Annotated in this window: 18 protein-coding genes, 2 tRNA genes and 1 riboswitch; of the genes, 11 read left to right on the top strand and 9 right to left on the bottom strand. The window is 67.6% G+C overall.

Translation table 11 applies throughout. The features are described 5' to 3' along the window. Positions 1 to 112 precede the first annotated feature (112 nt). Positions 113 to 310, bottom strand: a riboswitch (cobalamin riboswitch). A gap of 265 nt (positions 311 to 575) precedes the next feature. The 4 genes from LV780_RS06215 to LV780_RS06200 are packed head-to-tail and all read left to right on the top strand — an operon-like array spanning position 576 to position 4,372. Next, a complete protein-coding gene (locus LV780_RS06215; protein ID WP_108222263.1) occupies positions 576 to 1,640 on the top strand; it encodes an ABC transporter ATP-binding protein in 1,065 nt (354 codons plus the stop codon). Position 1,641: 1 nt separating this feature from the next. Next, positions 1,642 to 2,532, top strand: a complete 891-nt coding sequence (locus LV780_RS06210) for an ABC transporter permease (protein WP_108222262.1) — start codon at positions 1,642 to 1,644, stop codon at positions 2,530 to 2,532. Next, a complete protein-coding gene (locus tag LV780_RS06205) occupies positions 2,525 to 3,325 on the top strand; it encodes an ABC transporter permease (protein WP_101340032.1) in 801 nt (266 codons plus the stop codon). The genes LV780_RS06210 and LV780_RS06205 overlap by 8 nt, the downstream gene beginning before the upstream one ends. 27 nt (positions 3,326 to 3,352) lie before the next feature. Beyond that, positions 3,353 to 4,372: an extracellular solute-binding protein gene (locus tag LV780_RS06200; protein ID WP_108222261.1), complete on the top strand. Its 1,020-nt coding sequence runs from the start codon at positions 3,353 to 3,355 to the stop codon at positions 4,370 to 4,372. A gap of 102 nt (positions 4,373 to 4,474) precedes the next feature. Here the strand turns inward: LV780_RS06200 and LV780_RS06195 are convergent, their stop codons facing one another. After that, on the bottom strand, positions 4,475 to 5,518 hold the full coding sequence (locus tag LV780_RS06195) for a cytochrome-c peroxidase (RefSeq protein ID WP_108222259.1): 1,044 nt from the start codon (positions 5,516 to 5,518) through the stop codon (positions 4,475 to 4,477). A 169-nt stretch (positions 5,519 to 5,687) separates the two neighbouring features. Here LV780_RS06195 and LV780_RS06190 point away from each other — a divergent pair, with 169 nt between their 5' ends. Beyond that, positions 5,688 to 6,911: a 3-deoxy-D-manno-octulosonic acid transferase gene (locus tag LV780_RS06190; RefSeq protein WP_108222257.1), complete on the top strand. Its 1,224-nt coding sequence runs from the start codon at positions 5,688 to 5,690 to the stop codon at positions 6,909 to 6,911. A 316-nt stretch (positions 6,912 to 7,227) separates the two neighbouring features. On the opposite strand, the gene LV780_RS06185 is transcribed toward LV780_RS06190, so the two are convergent. Further along, positions 7,228 to 7,301 (bottom strand) — tRNA-Cys (locus LV780_RS06185). 195 nt (positions 7,302 to 7,496) lie between these two features. Here LV780_RS06185 and rpsF point away from each other — a divergent pair. The 3 genes from rpsF to rplI are packed head-to-tail and all read left to right on the top strand — an operon-like array spanning position 7,497 to position 8,723. Next, positions 7,497 to 7,895 (top strand): 30S ribosomal protein S6, encoded by a 399-nt coding sequence (gene rpsF, locus LV780_RS06180; RefSeq protein ID WP_011908384.1) that lies wholly within the window; start codon positions 7,497 to 7,499, stop codon positions 7,893 to 7,895. Positions 7,896 to 7,915: 20 nt separating this feature from the next. After that, complete coding sequence (rpsR, locus tag LV780_RS06175) at positions 7,916 to 8,143, top strand: 30S ribosomal protein S18 (protein ID WP_002720283.1); 228 nt, start codon at positions 7,916 to 7,918, stop codon at positions 8,141 to 8,143. 10 nt (positions 8,144 to 8,153) lie between these two features. After that, positions 8,154 to 8,723: a 50S ribosomal protein L9 gene (rplI, locus tag LV780_RS06170; RefSeq protein WP_011908383.1), complete on the top strand. Its 570-nt coding sequence runs from the start codon at positions 8,154 to 8,156 to the stop codon at positions 8,721 to 8,723. Positions 8,724 to 8,925: 202 nt separating this feature from the next. Here rplI and tig read toward each other — a convergent pair whose 3' ends face one another. Together tig and LV780_RS06160 are read right to left on the bottom strand one after the other, a co-directional pair. Then, the gene (tig, locus tag LV780_RS06165) at positions 8,926 to 10,260 is read right to left on the bottom strand and encodes a trigger factor (RefSeq protein ID WP_011908382.1); all 1,335 of its coding nucleotides are present in this window, start codon (positions 10,258 to 10,260) and stop codon (positions 8,926 to 8,928) included. A gap of 24 nt (positions 10,261 to 10,284) precedes the next feature. After that, positions 10,285 to 10,369: transfer RNA gene (locus LV780_RS06160), tRNA-Leu, on the bottom strand. A 200-nt stretch (positions 10,370 to 10,569) separates the two neighbouring features. On the opposite strand from LV780_RS06160, the gene LV780_RS06155 reads away from it, so the two are divergent. Next, entirely contained in the window at positions 10,570 to 11,040 is a 471-nt protein-coding gene (locus tag LV780_RS06155; RefSeq protein ID WP_108222255.1) for a Hint domain-containing protein, read from the top strand. Between the two features lie 16 nt (positions 11,041 to 11,056). Here LV780_RS06155 and LV780_RS06150 read toward each other — a convergent pair whose 3' ends face one another. Next, positions 11,057 to 11,884 (bottom strand): NAD(P)H-hydrate dehydratase, encoded by an 828-nt coding sequence (locus LV780_RS06150; RefSeq protein WP_108222253.1) that lies wholly within the window; start codon positions 11,882 to 11,884, stop codon positions 11,057 to 11,059. Next, positions 11,881 to 12,561 carry an NAD(P)H-hydrate epimerase gene (locus LV780_RS06145; protein ID WP_108222251.1) on the bottom strand — a complete coding sequence of 227 codons (681 nt, stop codon included), beginning with the start codon at positions 12,559 to 12,561 and terminating at the stop codon, positions 11,881 to 11,883. The genes LV780_RS06150 and LV780_RS06145 overlap by 4 nt, the downstream gene beginning before the upstream one ends. Before the next feature lie 198 nt (positions 12,562 to 12,759). Here LV780_RS06145 and LV780_RS06140 point away from each other — a divergent pair, with 198 nt between their 5' ends. Further along, complete coding sequence (locus LV780_RS06140; RefSeq protein WP_011908380.1) at positions 12,760 to 13,098, top strand: P-II family nitrogen regulator; 339 nt, start codon at positions 12,760 to 12,762, stop codon at positions 13,096 to 13,098. Between the two features lie 81 nt (positions 13,099 to 13,179). Further along, positions 13,180 to 14,589 carry a type I glutamate--ammonia ligase gene (gene glnA / locus LV780_RS06135; protein WP_011908379.1) on the top strand — a complete coding sequence of 470 codons (1,410 nt, stop codon included), beginning with the start codon at positions 13,180 to 13,182 and terminating at the stop codon, positions 14,587 to 14,589. Between the two features lie 82 nt (positions 14,590 to 14,671). On the opposite strand, the gene LV780_RS06130 is transcribed toward glnA, so the two are convergent. From LV780_RS06130 to LV780_RS06120, 3 genes are read right to left on the bottom strand one after another with little or no spacing between them, the layout of a single operon-like run. Next, positions 14,672 to 15,724 carry a sensor histidine kinase gene (locus tag LV780_RS06130; RefSeq protein WP_101340301.1) on the bottom strand — a complete coding sequence of 351 codons (1,053 nt, stop codon included), beginning with the start codon at positions 15,722 to 15,724 and terminating at the stop codon, positions 14,672 to 14,674. Beyond that, positions 15,721 to 16,158 (bottom strand): response regulator, encoded by a 438-nt coding sequence (locus tag LV780_RS06125; protein ID WP_011908377.1) that lies wholly within the window; start codon positions 16,156 to 16,158, stop codon positions 15,721 to 15,723. The genes LV780_RS06130 and LV780_RS06125 overlap by 4 nt, the downstream gene beginning before the upstream one ends. Next, a complete protein-coding gene (locus tag LV780_RS06120; protein ID WP_108222249.1) occupies positions 16,155 to 17,642 on the bottom strand; it encodes a sensor histidine kinase in 1,488 nt (495 codons plus the stop codon). The genes LV780_RS06125 and LV780_RS06120 overlap by 4 nt, the downstream gene beginning before the upstream one ends. Positions 17,643 to 17,916 lie beyond the last annotated feature (274 nt).

Below are 17,916 nucleotides of genomic sequence, written 5' to 3'. Positions count from 1 at the left end.
CCCGGCAGCACGCTGCCTCTGTCGCAATGTCGTGGGAAGGAGGCCCCTCCGCCGACGGTGAAAGCGTCACCTGAAGCGGCTGGACCGCCTCCCGCACGCGCCCCGCGCGCAGGAAAGGGTGATCGCTCCGGCAGGTCTCCTGACTCGCGGGTCTTCGCTCGGACCGGCCTTCCCGGGGAACCCCAGTGGCGTGATCGGTCGTCGCTCGCCGCCTACAGTTGCGGGGGCAGCCGCGGATTTGGAGGGGCACCCCTCACCGCGTTCCCTTTTCATCCGGCATGACGCCGGAACCGAAGCCGTTTCTCAATAGGACAAGTGTCGCCGCTGTCAAGCGCGCCATGTGCAGCGGCCGCAGGCCAATCCTCGCCGCTCCGTATCGACGCGGGCACCTCCGGCTGCGGTCCGGTGCGCCCCGAAGGCCACGGGAGCGTCGCTCACACGCTGCGCAGAAAGCGTGCGCGCGGCGGCCCGGCCGAGGCAGCTTCCTGCCCCTTTGGTCGATTTCCGAGCACGACGGTTGCTTTCGCGCCGAGCCGCCGCCTAACCTCGCAGGAAGACCTGCACGGAGGCCCTCCTTGACCGCACCCACAGCCGTCGAAGCGCGCAATGTCGTCAAGGCCTTCGGGCAGGGAGAGGTGGCCGTTCGCGCATTGGACGATGTGTCGGTCGGGATCCGCAGGGGCGAGTTCTTCACCCTGCTCGGGCCCTCGGGCTGCGGCAAGACCACGCTTCTGCGCCTGATCGCGGGCTTCGAGGCGCCCACCTCGGGCACGATCCTGCTCGACGGGCGCGACATCACGGCCGATCCGCCGAACCGCCGCCCGATCAACACCGTCTTCCAGAGCTACGCGCTCTTTCCGCACCTGACGGTGGCCGAGAACGTGGGCTTCGGGCTCAGGATGCAGGGCAAGCCGCGGGCCGAGATCGGGAATGTCACCGCGCGGATGCTGGCGCTTGTGCGCCTCGAGGCGCTGGCGGGGCGGAGGGTGGCGCAACTGTCGGGCGGGCAGCAGCAGCGCGTGGCGCTGGCGCGCGCGCTGGCGCCGCAGCCGCGGGTTCTGTTGCTGGACGAGCCGCTCTCGGCGCTCGATCTCAAGCTGCGCAAGGAGATGCAGATCGAGCTGAAGCGGCTCCAGCACGAGACGGGCATCACCTTCGTCTTCGTGACCCACGATCAGGAGGAGGCGCTGACCATGTCGGACCGGATCGGGGTGATGAGTGCGGGCCGGATCCTCCAGATCGGCCCCCCGCGCGAGATCTACACGCGGCCCGCCAACCGCTTCGTGGCCAGCTTCATCGGCGAGACGAACTTCCTGCCCGCGCGTCACGCGGGAGGGCGCGTCACGCTCGAGGCGGGGGGCGAACTCGCGGTCGAGGGCGGGCCCGAAGGGCAGGTGACGGTCGCGGTGCGCCCCGAACAGGTGCGTCTCGTGCCGCCGGACGAGCCGGGCGCCCTGCGCGCCACGATCCGCAATCTGGTCTATTTCGGCACCGACACCCATTGCCACCTTGCGCTGGCCGACGGAACCGAGGTGGTGGCGCGGCTGCAGAGCAGCGCCTCGGACGATCCGGGGCTTGAGCCCGGCCAGCCCGCGGGCCTGCGCTTTGCGCCGGGCGCCGTGCAGCTTCTGGGGGACTGAGATGGCCCGCCGCGACAGCGCGCGCAGCGGCTGGCTCCTTTCGGCGCCCGCGCTTGCGATCCTCTTCCTCGCGGCCTCAGGGCCTCTTCTGGTGGTGCTGATCTACAGCTTCCTCGTGAAGGGCCAGTATGGCGGCGTGATCTGGGAGTTCTCGTCCGACGCCTGGTTCGAGGTGTTCTTCACCCGCGACATCTTCTCGGATGAGGTCAGCCTTGCGGACGCCCATCTCGCGATCTTCTGGCGCTCGGTGAAGCTGTCCTTGATGACGACGGCCATCACCTTCGCCGTGGGCTTCCCCACCGCCTGGTTCATCGCGACGCGCCCGCCAAACCGGCGGGCGCTCTGGCTCTTCCTCATCACCATTCCGTTCTGGACCAACCTGCTGATCCGCACCTTCGCCATCAACGAGGTGATCCGCAACGAGGGCATCCTGAACACGCTGCTGATCCGCGCGGGCCTGATCGGGCGGCCGATCCAGATCCTCTACACCGACACGGCGGTGCTGATCGGCATGACCTACGTCTATCTGCCGCTGATGGTGCTGCCGCTTTTCGCCGCGATCGACCGGTTTGACATGCGGCTGCTGGAGGCGGCCTACGACCTCTATGCCAGCCGCTGGCAGGTGCTGCGCCGGATCATCCTGCCGCTGGTCAGGCCCGGCATCGTCGCGGGCTCGATCCTGGTCTTCGTGCCCTCGCTCGGCGCCTATGTCACGCCGCGGGTGCTGGGCGGCGGCAAGAACATGATGATCGGCAACTTCATCGAGCTGCAGTTCGGGCAGGGCCGCAACTGGCCGCTGGGGGCCGCGCTCTCGATGCTGCTGCTGGCCATCGTGATGGTGGCGCTTCTGATCTATGTCCGCGCCGCAAGCCGGGAGAGCGGCCATGGGTAGGAGCTTCGACGTGACCAGCCTGCCCGGCGTGACATTCGTGGCCGGGCTCGCCTTCCTCGCGCTCTATGCGCCGATCGTCACGCTGGTGGCCTATTCCTTCAACGACGCGAACGCGATCTCGGTCTGGGGCGGCTTCTCCTTCCGCTGGTACGAGGCGGCCTGGGCCAACCGCGAGGTGCAGTCGGCCACCGCCCGCTCGCTGGTGATCGCCTCGGCGGCTTCGGTCATCGCGACGTCGGTCGCCACGATGGCGGCCCTCGGCACCACCCGAAGGGCCGCCTTCCGCGGGCAGACCTTCATCTATGTCGCGATCAACCAGCCGCTGATGGTGCCCGAGATCGTCACCGCCGTGGCGCTGCTGATCGTCTTCGCCAGCGTGAAGGTCGCGACGGGCTATGCGGGGCTCGGCTACCTGATCCTCGCCCATTCCGCCTTCTGCATCCCCTTCGCCTACCTGCCGATCCGGGCCCGGCTCGAGGGGATGGATCTCAGCCTCGAGACGGCGGCGGCGGATCTCTATGCGAACCCCTGGCAGACGTTCCGCCATGTCACCCTGCCCCTGCTGGCGCCGGGGATCGTGGCGGGCGCGATGCTCGCCTTCGTCATCTCGCTCGATGATGTCGTCATCACCGAGTTCGTGAAATCGGCCGGGCAGGATACATTGCCGACCTACATGCTGGGCCAGATGCGCCGGGCCATCACACCCGAAGTCAATGCGATCTCGACCGCGCTTCTCGGGCTGACCGTGGCGCTGCTGACCGTCTTCTTCCTGCTCACCCGAAAGCGGGGGTGAACCCGCCGACCCAACAAGGAGAGACCGATGACACATCTCGCAGCCACAGCCCTGCTCCTCGCCTCGACCGGCCTCGCGGGGGCGGCCGAGTTGAACCTCTACAACTGGGGCAACTACACGAGCGCCGAGTTGCTGGCGAAGTTCGAGCAGGAGACCGGCATCAAGGTCACGGTGACCGACTACGACAGCAACGACACGGCGCTGGCCAAGATCGAGGCGGGCGGGCACGGGTTCGACCTCGTGGTGCCCTCGGCCAACTATGTGGGCATCTTCCGCGACAAGGGCCTCCTGACCGAGCTGGACCTGTCGAGGATCCCGAACCACGCCAACATCGCCCCCGAATGGAAGGATGTGGAGTGGGATCCGGGCCGCACCCATACGGTGCCATGGCAGTGGGGCACCACCGCAATCTCGGTCAATACCGCCGTCTACAAGGGCGACATCCACACGTCGGCGGTCTGGCTCGAGGTGCCGGACGAGCTGAAGGGCAAGGTCAATGTCGTGCCCGAGATGAACGATGTGGTGGCGCTGGCCACGATGTATGCCGGCGGCGAGCCCTGCACCGAGGATCTCGAGGTGCTCAAGAAGGCGCGCGACCTGCTGCTTGCCGCCAAGCCGCACTGGATCTCGATGGATTACGGCGCCACCGAAAAGCTCTCGAACAACGACTGGGCGGCCTCGGTGAACTGGTCCGGCTCGTCGATGCGCGCGCGGCTCGCCAATCCCGAGGTGGCCTATGGCTATCCCCGGGAGGGCTTCATCACCTTCATGGACTCGGCGGCGCTGCTGCGCGATGCCCGCAATGTCGAAGAGGCTTACCAGTTCCTGAACTTCATCCTCGAGCCGGAGAATGCGGCGCTGATCTCGGCCTTTGCGCGCTATTCGCCCGGTGTCAGCGGGGCCGAAGAGTTCCTGCCCGAGGACATGAAGACGGCGCCCGAAGTGGTGATCCCGGACGAGTTCGCCGACAAGGGCGTGTTCCTGCCGGCCTGCGGGCCGAAGGCGCAGGAATACATCACCGCGATCTGGACCGAGCTTCAGAAATAGGCCCGCCCAGTCGCGGCGCTGGAAACCGCGGAAACAAGAGAGGGCGGCCCCAAGGCCGCCCCCCGTTCCGTGTGACCGGCTGGACGCCCGCCCGGCGCGCCGTCAATCCACCTTCACTTCCGCGGTCGGGCGCGGCGTGCTGGCGGTTTCCGGCGGCAGCACGGGGGTCGTCACGGTCGGCATGGTGCCGGTCAGGCTGTCAAGGAAGGCCACGACATGACCGACTTCCTCATCCGTCATGGTCTCGCCAAGCTGGCTCTCGGCCATGATCGTGACGGCCGTCTTCAGATCCCAGACCTTGCCCGAGTGGAAGTAGGGGGCGGTCACCCCTACGTTGCGCAGCGGAGCGGCACGGAAGACATATTCGTCATCCACCGTCGCCGTGACGGCAAAGCGGCCCTTGTCGCCTTCGGGCAGAATGTCGGCGCCGGGCTTCTCGATCAGGCCGAACGGATAGTAGCCATGCCCGCCCACGTTCACGCCCGAGTGACAGGTCGAGCAACCCTTGTCGATGAAAAGCTCGAGCCCTGCGCGTTGTTCGGCCGTCAGTGCCTCGTCGTCGCCGTTCAGGAAGGCATCGAACGGCGCCGGCGTGATCAGCGTCGCTTCAAAGGCCTCGATCGCCATGGCCATGTTGTCGAAGTTGGTCGGCTCGGCTTCGTCGGGGAAGGCTCCGCTGAACCACTCCACATATTGCGGCATCGAGCGGAGCGTCCGTTCGACCTGCTCCGGCGTGTTGGCCATCTCGACACCCGCCTGCACAGGGCCCTTGGCCTGCGCCTTCAGGTCCTCGGCGCGGCCGTCCCAGAATTGCGCCTCGTTCAGCACCGCGTTGAGCACGGTGGGCGAGTTCCGCGGGCCCTTCTGCCAGCCGTGGCCGACCGAGGTTTCCATGTTGTCGTCGCCGCCCGTCGTCAGGTTGTGGCAGGAGTAGCAGGAGAACACACCCGAAGCCGAGAGCCGCGGATCGAAGAAGAGCGCCTTGCCGAGCTCGATCTTCTCGGGGGTGATCCGGTTGCCCTTCACGGCCGGGACCGTCGAGGGCAGCGGGGCGAAATATTCCAGCGCCTTGTCCCGGAGGACGTCGGCCTGTGCCGCGCCGGCAAGCGCCGTGGTCGCGATCAGTGCGGTGAGGATCAGGCGCATGGGGGTCTCCTGTGCAATCGTTTACGCGCTGATCGCAGGCTAACCGGAGCAAGCGAGCTTTCCTTGATTTAGATCAATTCTAATATGCCAGTGTCGTACGACTTCGGATGTGCCGCTTGCTTCCGGATGGGTCCGGGGCCACAAGGCGCGGCAAGGAAAGGGCTCCCGCGTGACCTTCTACCGTCTCATCCTGATGCTGCTCCTGCCGTTCCTGCTGATGGGCGCGGGCTGGCGACGGCTGCGCGGAAGGGCCGTCGGGGGCGAGATCGCGGAGCGGCTCGCGCTGCGCGGCGGCAGCCGGGACCGGCCGCTCTGGCTGCACGGCGCCAGCAATGGCGAGATCACCTCGGCACGCTGGCTGGTCGAGGAGATCCTGGCGCGCGACCCGTCGCTCAGGATACTGATTTCCTGCAACAATCCGACAGCCCGGCAGATGGTCCGGGGCTGGGGCATCCCGCGAACCGAGGCCGTTCTCGCTCCCTGGGACACGCTGGGCGCCACCCGGCGCTTTCTGGCGCGGTGGCAGCCACGCGCGCTCCTCGTGCTCGAGAACGAGCTCTGGCCCGAGCGGATCGCAAGCTGCGCCGCCGGTGGCATCCCGGTGCTGGCCATCGGGGCGCGTCTGTCGGAGGGTTCGGCGCGCAACTGGCGGCGCGTGGCCCCCGCCCTCCTGCGGCGGACGCTCGCCCGGATCGACTGGCTCTCGGCACAGGACGAGGAGTCGGAGCGACGGTTCGTCGCGGCGGGCCTGCCGCGCGAGCGGTTGGGGCCGCGGCTCGTGCTCAAGGCCGGCGTGCGCCCCGCCGCGGTCGAGCCCCCCTTTCCCGCGCCGCCGCGCGCGCGCTGCCTGCTGGCCGCCTCGACCCACGAGGGCGAGGACGAGCCGGTGCTCGACGCCTTTCTCGCCGCCCGCCACCTCTTCGATCTGCTCGTGATCGCGCCCCGGCACCCCCGGAGAGGCCCCGAGATCGCCGGGCTCGCCTCCGCCCGTGGCCTGCGGGCCAGCCTCCGCTCGCGCGGCGAGCCCCCGGATGCGCCGGTCTATGTCGCGGACACGCTGGGCGAGATGGCGCTCTGGTATCGGCTCTGTGGAACGACCTTCATCGGCGGCACACTGGCCCCCCGCGGAGGCCACACGCCCTTCGAGCCGATGGAGGCGGGCTCCGCCCTCATCCACGGCCCGTCCGTCCACAATTTTGCCGAGATCTTCGCCACCCTCGACAGGATGGGTGCGGCCCTCTTCGTCGCCGGTCCGGTCGAGCTTGCAGCGACGCTCGCCGACCTCGGGCCCGAGCAGCAGGAGGCCCTGACCGCGGCCGCCCGTCGGCTGCCACGCTCGGCCGATCCCGAACCGATCCTCTCGGCCCTCGCCCGCCTCACGTCGAGGCCGTAGAACTGGTAGTTTCGGCGCTCGAGGCCGTGGGCGCAGTGTGAGAGACGGCCGAGCATCCCGTTCCCACCGGAAACCGCCCCCGGCCGCGGATGCCTGTGTTCGCCGCCAACTCCACCGGCCGCAGGGCTGGCTCGGCCGGGGGGGGCCTGTCGGAATTCTGAAGATCGCCTTGGGACCACGGCTGACGGGACGGACCAGTCTCGTAGGTTCCCGTCGTGCTTCGTGCACCTCGCCCGCCCGATCCCGGCCGCGGATCAGCAGGATGGGCGGCATGTGCCCCACTCACAATCCCGTGACTGCGCGGCAGGAAATATCATGGAGGCGGGTACCGGAATCGAACCGGTCTTCACGGATTTGCAATCCGCTGCGTAACCTCTCCGCCAACCCGCCGGAGCGCGTTTCGTGTAGTGGCTTGCGCCGGGGAGGTCAAGGGGCTCTGTGCAGCCTTGGCGCTTGCGTCCGGCGCAAAGACCGCTATAAGGCCGCATCCTTCCGCACTCATGCGAACCGGCGCAGACTCTCGTGGACGGGCCGCGGAAGGCAAGGCTCGACCTATGAAATGCGCCCGACAGAACTGGAGACCGCATGCCTCTCTACGAGCATGTCTTCATCTCGCGTCAGGATCTTTCCAACGCGCAGGCCGAAGGCCTCATCGAACATTTCTCGACGGTCCTCGCGGACAACGGCGGCAAGGTCGTGGATCGCGAATACTGGGGCGTCAAGACGATGGCCTACAAGATCAACAAGAACCGCAAGGGCCACTATGCCTTCCTGAAGTCGGACGCCCCCTCGGCGGCCGTGCAGGAGATGGAGCGCCTGATGCGCCTCCATGACGACGTGATGCGCGTCCTCACCATCAAGGTGGACAAGCACGCCGAGGGCCCCTCGATCCAGATGCAGAAGCGCGACGAGCGCGAGCGCGGCGACCGGGGCGACCGTCCCGACCGCGGTGACCGCGGCGAGCGCGGCGGCTTCCGTCGCTGATCGGGCAGAGGAGAGATCACATGGCCAACAAACCCTTCTTCCGTCGCCGCAAAGTCTGCCCCTTCTCGGGCGACAATGCTCCCGCGATCGACTACAAGGACACCCGTCTGCTGCAGCGCTACATTTCCGAGCGCGGCAAGATCGTGCCCTCGCGCATCACCGCCGTCTCGGCCAAGAAGCAGCGTGAACTCGCCGCCGCCATCAAGCGTGCGCGTTTCCTCGCCCTGCTCCCCTACGCCGTGAAGTGAGGAGCTGAACATGCAAGTCATCCTTCTCCAGCGTGTGGCCAAGCTTGGCCAGATGGGCGAGGTCGTGAACGTCAAGGACGGTTACGCCCGCAACTACCTGCTGCCGCAGGGCAAGGCGCTGCGCGCCAACGAGTCGAACATCAAGTCGTTCGAGGCCCGCAAGGCCCAGCTCGAAGCGCAGAACCTCGAGACCAAGAAAGAGGCCGCCGCCGTCGCCGAGAAACTCGACGGCCAGAGCTTCGTCGTGATCCGCTCGGCCTCGGACGCCGGCGCGCTTTACGGCTCGGTCACCACCCGTGACGCGGCCGATGCCGCCACCGAGGCCGGCTTCACCGTGGACCGCGGCCAGGTCGTCCTCGATCGTCCGATCAAGGAACTGGGCCTGCACACCGTCACCGTGACGCTGCACCCGGAAGTCGCGGTCAAGATCACGCTGAACGTGGCTCGCTCGCCGGAAGAAGCCGAGCTGCAGGCGTCGGGCAAGTCGATCCAGGAGCTTGCCGCCGAGGCGGAAGCCGCGGCCGACTTCGAGATCGCCGAACTGTTCGACGAGATCGGCGCCGCCTCGCAGGACGAGTAATCGGGTCACATCGCCCTAGGAAAGCCGCGCCTTCGGGCGCGGCTTTTTTCATGCGCCAAGGCAACGGGCTGGGCCCGCCACCACACCGGATCGTCGCCGAGCGCAGACCCATTCCTCGAACGGCGTCGCCGGAGCCGGTTCAGGCGCCCACGAAAAAGGCCGCCCCCGAAGGAGCGGCCCGGTGCCTCGCGGTGGCGAGGGATCACATCTCGTCGAGCGCCTCGATGGCCTTCTGCAGGTCGTCCTTGCCGACCTCCTTCTCGGTCACGGTCGCGCCCTCGAGGATCAGGTCCACGACCTTGTCCTCGAAGATCGGAGCGCGAAGCTGCTGCTGGATCTGCGGGTTCTTCTGGACGAACTCGAAATAGGCCCGCTCCTGCCCCGGATACTGGCGGGCCTGGGCGAGCACCGCCTGGGTCATCTCGGCATCCGTCACGGTCACTTCGGCCTTGCGGCCGATCTCGGCCAGCAGCAGCCCGAGGCGCACGCGACGCTCGGCCAGCGCCTTGTGCTCGTCGGTGGGCTCGATGGTGCCGTGGTTGTGGCCATGCTCTTCGGGGTGCTCCTCGTGCCAGAGCTGGTGCGCGATCTGATGCGCCTCGGCCTCGACGAGCTTCGAGGGCAGCTCGAAGCTGACCATCGTGTCGAGCTGGTCAAGCAGGGCGCGCTTGAGCACCGCGCGCGAGGCGCCCTTGTATTCGGCCTCGAGCCGCTCGGCGATCTGCGCCTTGAGCGCGGCGAGATCCTCGGCGCCGTATTTCTTCGCCAGCTCGTCGTCGATCTCGGCGGGCTTCGGCGCCTTGACCGCCTTCACGGTGCAGGCAAACTCCGCTTCCTTGCCGGCAAGGTGCTTCGCGCCGTATTCGGTCGGGAAGGTCACCTTCACCGTCACCTCGTCCTCGACCTTGGCGCCGACGAGCTGCTCCTCGAAGCCGGGAATGAACGAGCCCGAGCCCAGCACCAGCGGATAATCCTCGGCCGAGCCGCCCTCGAACAGCTCGCCATCGACGGAGCCCTTGAAGTCGATCACGATCTGGTCGCCGTCCTTGGCCTTCGAGCCCTTGCGGCGGTCGTCGAAGTTCTGGGCCGACTCGGCCAGGTTCTTCAGCGCCTCGTCAACGGCGGCCTCGTCGGCCTTCACCACCAGACGCTCGAGCGTGACTTTCGAGGTCTCGATCTCGGGGATCTCGGGCAGCGCCTCGTATTTCATCTCGACGACGACGTCGGTGCCTTCCTGCCAGGTCTCGCCATCGACCATGCGGACTTCCGGCTGCATCGCCGGACGGTCGCCCGAGGTCTCGAGATGGTCGCGCATGGCGCCATCGATGGCGTCCTGCATGGCATCGCCGAGAAGGCGCGGCCCGAACTGCTTCCTGAGCATCGCGAGCGGAACCTTACCCTTGCGGAAGCCCTTCATCTCGATGTCGGGCTGCGCCTCGACGAGCTTTTCCTGGACCTTCGCGTCCAGTTCGGCGGCGGTCACCGTGATGGTGTACGCGCGCTTCAGACCTTCCTTCAGGGTCTCGGTGACCTGCATGTCTTTCCGTCCTCTTTGTTCCTCTGGTGCGGGTGAAGGGATTTGAACCCCCACGCCTCTCGGCGCCAGAACCTAAATCTGGTGCGTCTACCAGTTTCGCCACACCCGCCTTCGGGGGTCGCGCCAGAGGCACGCCCCGAAAATCCGCGCCCTTCTAGCAAAGGGGCCGCGCCGATGCGAGAGGAAAAGCGAGCATCGGCGGGCCGAGGTGCCCTCTCTTCGCCCCAAACTTCCGCCTCCCTGCCTTAGAAATGCTCCATCCTCCGTGATTCATCGCCGACGCGACCGAAACGGTGGAAAGGAACGACCATGGGCGCCACTCCTCGCGGCGAGACCGCACTTCGGCATCTTGTGCGGCTTGCCGCCGGAACAGCCGTCCACACCCTGCGCGGCACCCTGCCGGTCGAGGCGCTGCGCGAGGGAGACCGGGTGATCGCGCGCTCGGGGGCCATCCGGCTGGAGCGCGTGTGGCTCGAGGCGCCGCGGGATGTCGAGGTGGTGCATGTGGGGGCCGGCACGGTGGCGCATGGCCGACCGGAAGGGGCGCAACGGATACCGGCGGACCAGCCGCTGCTTCTGCGGGGCGAGCGGGCGGATCTCGTCTATGGCCGCAGTCCCGTCACGGTGCCCGCCCGGCGGATCGTGGACGGGCGGCTGACGCGGCTCCTTCGCGTGCCGGACCTGCGGCTGGTGACGCTTGCCTTCGCCGCACCGGCCGCGATCCAGGCGGGCGATCTCGAGCCGGTGACCTGCCCCGAGAGTGCCGCCGCAAGCGCGTGACTTTGACGCTGCCGCCTCAGAGCCCGAGGCTTCGGAAGACGGCGGGAAGCGCCTCGGGCAGATCCTCTGCGATCAGGCCCGGACCCACGCGGCGCGCAGCCTCGGCGTGAAGCCAGACGCCCGTCTCGGCCGCCTCCTGCGGTGGCAGGCCACGGGCGAGCAACCCGGCGATGAGGCCCGCGAGCACGTCGCCCGCGCCGGCGGTTGCAAGCCACGGGGCGGAGGCCGCCCCCGTGGCCGCGTGCAGCGCCAGCCCGTCCGGCCCCGCGATCAGCGTCTCGGCCCCCTTCAGCAGCACCACGCAGCCCGAACGGGTCGCGGCCGCCACCACGGCATCGGGGCGTGGCACCGACGCGAGGTCCGGGAAGAGCCTCTGGAACTCGCCCCCGTGCGGGGTCAGGACGCAGGAGGGGTGGAGATGGGCGGCAAGGCACGGGTCGCGCGCCAGAAGTGTCAGCGCATCGGCATCGAGCACCGCCGGACGCCCCGAGGCCAGAGTTGCGGCCACCAGTTCGGCCCGCACCGGCTCGAGCCCCAGCCCCGGCCCGAGACAGATCGCGTTCAGGCGCCGGTCCTCGAGCAGCCGCTCGAGATCCTCGGCCGCATCGACCGCACGCAGCATCACCGCATCGAGCCGCGCCGCATTCTCACCCACCGCCGCGCGGGGACAGCCGAGCGTGACAAGCCCCGCCCCCACCCGGAGCGCCGCCCGCGCCGCCAGCCGCGCCGCACCGCCATGACCGGGCGGGCCGGACAGCACCAGCGCATGGCCGTGGTCATACTTGTGCTGCCCCTCGTGCTTGGCGAGGCGCTGCGGATCGGGGGCGCGGACCGCGCGGATCATGCCGGCAGGCCGATGTCGGCCACGACGATGCGCACGCCCCCGGCCCGGAGCCGGGCGTGAACGGGCTTTTCCGCATGGAAGGTCACGACAAGGTCGGGTTCGAACGGACGCTGGCCCAGCGGCTCGCCCGTGTCGCAATCACAGCCCGTCGGCACGTCCACGCTGACCCTGCGGATCTCGGTCCCGCTCTCGCTCTCGCTCCAGCGACCCCACGCCGTCCAGAACGGGCGCAGCAGATCGTCCGCCGGGCGGGTCTGCCCGATCCCAAGGAGGGCATCGACCACCAGAAGCCGCTCGGGCACGTCGCGCGCCCTATCGGGCAAGCTCTCGAGGGGAAGACAGCGCCCCCCAAGGTCGCGCCAGCGCCGCGCGTTGGTCCAGGCATCGCCGCCGGAACGGGCCGCCGGTTCGCGCGCCACGTCATCGGGCGGAAAAAGCGCCTCCCACCCCTTGGCACAGACCGTGACCTTCCAGCCGCGCGCCCGGAGCAGCCGCGCCACGACAAAGCCGTCACCCCCGTTGTTGCCGGGTCCGCAGAGCACGAGTGCCTCGGCCGCATGGTCAAGATGCGGCCATTGCGCGAGAACAGCCTGCACGACGCCCTCGCCCGCCCTCTCCATCAGTTGCAGCCCGGTGACCGTCCCTGCCTCCATAGCAGCCGCTTCGATGGCGCGCATTTGGGCAGATGTGACAGTTTGAACCGTTTTGCGCTCCGCCGCGTTCTTATCCTGCATATCGCCTGATCGCCTTGCTGCATTTTTGTGCGTTGCCGCCAGATTCCCCGGCCTTCCTGTCGCTGCCCGATCCTAGCCAATTGTTCCTGTCGGCGAGAAGTGGTCAGTGGCTCTCGGACCAGGCAAAGGGGGAGTCGAGCCGTGAAGAAGATCGAGGCGATCATCAAGCCGTTCAAGCTCGACGAAGTGAAAGAGGCGCTGCAGGCCGCCGGCGTGCAGGGGCTTTCCGTCACCGAGGTCAAGGGCTTCGGACGGCAGAAGGGCCACACCGAGCTCTATCGCGGGGCGGAGTATGTCGTCGATTTCCTGCCGAAGGTGAAGATCGAGGTCGTCCTCGCCGACGACATGGTCGAGACCGCCGTCGAGGCGATCGTCTCGGCCGCCCGCACCGACAAGATCGGTGACGGCAAGATCTTCATCAGCCCCGTCGAGCAGGCCATCCGCATCCGCACCGGCGAGACCGGCGAGGACGCGGTCTGACCCCGAACGGGGCCCCAAGGAACAGCGGCCGGCGCGGCAGAACCGGCCCATCGACAGCGATCCTTCAGCAAAGGGAAGACTATGAGCAAAGTAGCTGATGCTCTCAAACTGATGAAAGACGAGGAGGTCGAATATGTCGACATCCGCTTCACCGATCCGCGCGGCAAGCTCCAGCATGTGACGCTGGTGGCCGACCTCGTCGATGAGGACTTCTTCGAGGAAGGCTTCATGTTCGACGGCTCGTCCATCGCCGGCTGGAAGTCGATCGACCAGTCGGACATGAAGCTGATCCCGGACGCGGGCTCGGTCTATATCGACCCGTTCTATGCGGAAAAGACGCTCTGCGTGCATTGCAACGTCGTCGAGCCGGACACGGGCGAAGCCTACAGCCGCGACCCGCGCGGCACGGCCGTCAAGGCCGAGGCCTACCTGAAGGCGTCGGGCATCGGTGACGTGGCCTACTTCGGGCCGGAAGCCGAGTTCTTCATCTTCGACGACGTGCGCTATTCGGTGACGCCGGCGAAGGTCGCCTATCAGATCGACGCCGATGCGGCGGCCTGGAACACCGACTCGGAATACGAGATGGGCAACCTCGCCCACCGCGCCGGCCACAAGGGCGGCTACTTCCCGGTGAACCCGATCGACGAGGCCCAGGACCTGCGCGGCGAGATGCTCTCGACCATGAAGCGCATGGGCATGAAGGTCGACAAGCACCACCACGAAGTGGCGACCTGCCAGCATGAACTCGGGCTGATCTTCGGCGGGCTCACCGAGCAGGCCGACAACATCCTGAAGTACAAGTATGTCATCCAGAACGTCGCGGCCGCCTATGGCAAGACCGTGACCTTCATGCCGAAGCCCATGAAGGGCGACAACGGCTCGGGCATGCACGTCAACATGTCGATCTGGAAGGACGGCAAGCCGCTCTTCGCCGGCGACAAGTACGCCGACCTCTCGCAAGAGGCCCTGTGGTTCATCGGCGGCATCCTGAAGCACGCCAAGGCGCTGAACGCGCTGACGAACCCGGCGACCAACAGCTACAAGCGCCTGATCCCGGGCTTCGAGGCCCCGGTTCTGCGCGCCTACTCGGCCCGCAACCGCTCGGGCTGCGTCCGTATTCCGTGGACCGAATCGCCGAAGGCCAAGCGCGTCGAAGCCCGCTTCCCCGATCCGTCGGCGAACCCGTATCTCGCCTTTGCCGCGCTGCTGATGGCCGGCCTCGACGGGATCAAGAACAAGATCGACCCGGGCCCGGCTTCGGACAAGGACCTCTACGACCTGCCGCCGGAAGAACTGGCCGCCATCCCGACCGTCTGCGGCTCGCTCCGCGAGGCGCTCGAGGAGCTGGAGAAGGACCACGACTTCCTGCTCGCCGGCGACGTCTTCACCAAGGACCAGCTCGAGGGCTACATGGCCCTCAAGTGGGAAGAGGTCTATGCCTACGAGCACACGCCGCACCCGGTGGAATATCAGATGTACTACAGCTGCTGATCAAGGCGGCGAGGGACAGGAAGGGCGCCTCCGGGCGCCCTTTTTCCATGCCACGCTGCGCTTGAGGCGGGCGGACCGTTGGTCAGTCCGCCGTCTCGCTCTCGGCCTCGAAATCGATGACGACGCAGGTGCCCGCGGCCGTTGCCGGCTGCTCCACCGTGCCGCCCAGCTGATCCACCATCGCGCGCATGAGACGCCGGCCAAGGCCCGTCCCGCGGCTCTCGGTGAGAGGCGAGGATCCGATGCCGTCGTCGCACACCTCGAGCCGCCCGCGGCCCGGTTCGCTGACCGCCAGCCGCACCGACAGCTGGCCGCCATTCCCCGACGGCCAGGCGTATTTGGCCGCGTTGGTCACAAGCTCGGACACCACGACCCCCAGGCAGACCGCACGATCCGCGCCGACATGCACGGTCTCGGTGGAGACATCGAGCTGCACGCCCGGCGGCAGTGTGGCGGTGAAATCGTCGAGCATCGTGCGCAGGTAGGTGCCCAGCTCGACCTGCCGCCCCTCGTTGCCGAGATAGAGGCTGCGGTGGACCGCCGCGACCGCGCCGATCCGGCCCTGGGCCTCGGCCAGCGCGGTCTTCACCTCGTCCGAGCCCGAAGCCTGGGCCTGCAGGCGCAACAGCGATTGCACCATGGCGAGGCTGTTGGCGACGCGGTGATGCACCTCCGAGAGCAGCATCTCGGCCCGCGCCCGCGCGGCGCGGGTCTCGGCATCGGCGCGCGCCTTGGCCTGCTCCAGCTCGACCTTGGCAATGGCCTGGCGGATCGAGCGTTGCAGCAGCGGCAGGAACTCGTCCGTCGCGCTCTTGATGACATAGTCATCCGCACCCGCCTTCAGCGCCGCCACCGCGATCGTCGCCTCGCTCGAGCCCGTCACATAGATGGCGGGAACGCGGCTTCCCCCCGCGCGCATCCGCCCGAGGATCTCGAGCCCCGTGCCGCTCGGCAGGTAGTGGTCGAGCACCACGGCATGAAAAGGTTCGGCCGCGAGAAGCCGATTGGCCTCGTCCGCGTCGGGCGCATGGATCACCTCCATGCCCGCACGGGCCAGAGCCTTCTGAATCAGGCGCGCAAGGACCGGGTCATCATCGATGTAGAGGATCCGCGGCCGTTCCGGCGCGTCGTTCATGGGACCTGGATCACCGAGAAGAACAGGCCGAGCTGGCGGATCGCATTGGCGAAGCTCTCGTATTCCACGGGCTTCGTGATATAGACGTTGGCTCCCAGATCGTAGCATCGCTTGATCTCGCGCTCGTCGTCGGTTGTGGTGAGGATCACGACCGGCAGGTGCTTGACGTTCGGGTTGGTCTTGATCTTCTCGAGGATGTCGATGCCGGTCATGTCCGGCAGGTTCAGGTCGAGCAGGACCAGAAGATAGCGGTCGCTCATGCCGTCGCCAGTGTGGTCCGGGCCGAGAATGTAGTCGAGCGCCGCACCGCCATAGACGAACGGCACGATCTCGTTGTGCACCCCTGCCCTTCGGATGTTCTTCTCGATCAGCCGGGCGTGGCCCTCGTCATCCTCGACCATCACGATGGTCACTTCGCGACCGAGCGCCTTCATGCCTTCACCTCATCCAGAACCCGGCGCAGATCGGTCGGAACATGCAGGGTGAAGGTCGCTCCCTGACCCTCGACCGACCGCAAGGTGATCTCGCCGCCGATATTTCGCATCAGTGTGCGGACATGCGCAAGGCCAATTCCCTCTCCGGGCTTGTCCTGGGCGCCCGACCGGCGAAAGAGGTCGAACACGCGGTCATGATCCTCGGCCCGGATGCCACGCCCGTTGTCCTCGACCTCGATGGCGATCATCCGCGGGCCTTCGGACGTCACGCGCACCGACAGACGCAGCGGCCGGCCGGGCTTCGCATATTTCACGGCGTTGTCGAACAGATTTCCAAGCGCCTGTTCAAGCGCGAGACGGTCCGAGACGATGCCGGGCGCGCGCACCGACATGGAGGCCTCGCCCCCGGTCTCGGCAATCTGGTGCTGCACGCTGTCAAGCGACTGACGGATCAGGTCCTCGAGATCGACCGGCACCGGACGCAGCTCGCGCCGGCCATCGCGCGAGATCTTCAGGATGGCGTTGATCAGCCCGTCCATCTTGCGCGTGGACGAGCGGATGAACTCCAGCGCCTCGGGCAGATCCTCGGCCGCGGCGGTGCGCGCATCGCGGATGTCGCTTTCGCTGACCGGGGCTCCGTCGGCCAGCACATAGGCCTGCAACGGCTTCAGCGCGGCTTCCAGTTCGCTCGTGAAGCCCATGATGTTCACGAGCGGCGCGCGCAGGTCGTGCGTGACGATGTAGGCGAATCGTTGCACCTCCTGGTTGGCGGCGATCAGGTCGATGGTGCGCTGCTGCACACGTTCCTCGAGGCTGGCGTTTAGCCGGCGCATGTCCTCGTCGGCCCGGCGAAGCGCCGCGATCTGGCGCCGCAGCACGAGCACCGCGGCCCCGATCACCCCGATCGCGGCAAGCCCGCCCGCCACCGACAGGATCTGGAGGATCACGTTCAGCCGGTGCTGCGCCGCGATGGCTGCGGCGTTGCGCGCATCCGAGGCCTCGATCATTCCGCTGAGGATGGCGCGGATCCTGTCCATCGTCGCGCGCCCCTCACCGGCCGCAACGATGGCCCGCCCCGCCTCCGCGTTGCCGGCACGGGCGGCCGCAACGGTCTCGGCCGCGATCTCGAGGCGGCGCCCGACCAGCGCGCGAAGCTCCCCATCCAGTTCGCCGGCGACGCGCGGAATATCCTCCGCCAGCGCCTCGAGTTCGACCGGCACACGTGCCAGCGCATCCTCGTAGGGCTCCAGGTACGACGGGTCGAGCGTGATGAGAAAGCCGCGCTGGCCGATCTCGACGTCCTGAAGGACGGACAGCAGATCCGCCGCATGCCGGCGCATGGCGCGTTCATCGACGATGTCCTGAAAGGTCTGCTCGGCCCGGATGCTGATGAACGTGGCCAGGGATGCCAAAACCGCGATCAGCACCGCCCCCAACAGAAAGAGCCAGGTGGTCGTGCCGTCGCGTCCTGTCCTTGCGGTCAATTGAAAGGTCCTGTCCGTGTTCTAGATGGCAAGGAGGCTAGCGCCAAATCGCGCCCTGCCAATGGGGGAAGCAGAAGATGATGCCTCCGTGCAGGAAACGCCTGTCGTCCGGGCGCTCGCCCCTCCGTTGGCCCATTTTCCGCTCATAGCTCGTCGCCATTGTCAATGCGTCAAAAGCGCACATGACAAGGGAACCTTTTGCACCATCTGATCTTGTGGATCTGAATGGCCCTGTGGCTCCGGCAGCCGGGTCGCACTCCCCCGGCGTTGCCGT

The sequence above is a fragment of the Cereibacter azotoformans genome (assembly GCF_021391315.1).
GTDB classification, from domain to species: Bacteria; Pseudomonadota; Alphaproteobacteria; order Rhodobacterales; family Rhodobacteraceae; genus Cereibacter_A; species Cereibacter_A azotoformans.
Note: the sequence above shows the minus strand (reverse complement) of the source record. Positions and strands in the feature narration are given on the sequence as shown.

What these genes read in the sequence shown, in the direction of transcription:
- LV780_RS06130 (WP_101340301.1), bottom strand. Translation starts at nt 15,724, where the DNA reads ATGAACGACGCGCCGGAACGGCCGCGGATCCTCTACATCGATGATGAC.
- rpsR (WP_002720283.1), top strand. Translation starts at nt 7,916, where the DNA reads ATGGCCAACAAACCCTTCTTCCGTCGCCGCAAAGTCTGCCCCTTCTCG.
- LV780_RS06155 (WP_108222255.1), top strand. Translation starts at nt 10,570, where the DNA reads ATGGGCGCCACTCCTCGCGGCGAGACCGCACTTCGGCATCTTGTGCGG.
- LV780_RS06145 (WP_108222251.1), bottom strand. Translation starts at nt 12,561, where the DNA reads ATGCGCGCCATCGAAGCGGCTGCTATGGAGGCAGGGACGGTCACCGGG.
- LV780_RS06205 (WP_101340032.1), top strand. Translation starts at nt 2,525, where the DNA reads ATGGGTAGGAGCTTCGACGTGACCAGCCTGCCCGGCGTGACATTCGTG.
- LV780_RS06125 (WP_011908377.1), bottom strand. Translation starts at nt 16,158, where the DNA reads ATGAAGGCGCTCGGTCGCGAAGTGACCATCGTGATGGTCGAGGATGAC.
- LV780_RS06150 (WP_108222253.1), bottom strand. Translation starts at nt 11,884, where the DNA reads ATGATCCGCGCGGTCCGCGCCCCCGATCCGCAGCGCCTCGCCAAGCAC.
- LV780_RS06200 (WP_108222261.1), top strand. Translation starts at nt 3,353, where the DNA reads ATGACACATCTCGCAGCCACAGCCCTGCTCCTCGCCTCGACCGGCCTC.
- tig (WP_011908382.1), bottom strand. Translation starts at nt 10,260, where the DNA reads ATGCAGGTCACCGAGACCCTGAAGGAAGGTCTGAAGCGCGCGTACACC.
- LV780_RS06195 (WP_108222259.1), bottom strand. Translation starts at nt 5,518, where the DNA reads ATGCGCCTGATCCTCACCGCACTGATCGCGACCACGGCGCTTGCCGGC.
- LV780_RS06210 (WP_108222262.1), top strand. Translation starts at nt 1,642, where the DNA reads ATGGCCCGCCGCGACAGCGCGCGCAGCGGCTGGCTCCTTTCGGCGCCC.
- rplI (WP_011908383.1), top strand. Translation starts at nt 8,154, where the DNA reads ATGCAAGTCATCCTTCTCCAGCGTGTGGCCAAGCTTGGCCAGATGGGC.
- glnA (WP_011908379.1), top strand. Translation starts at nt 13,180, where the DNA reads ATGAGCAAAGTAGCTGATGCTCTCAAACTGATGAAAGACGAGGAGGTC.
- rpsF (WP_011908384.1), top strand. Translation starts at nt 7,497, where the DNA reads ATGCCTCTCTACGAGCATGTCTTCATCTCGCGTCAGGATCTTTCCAAC.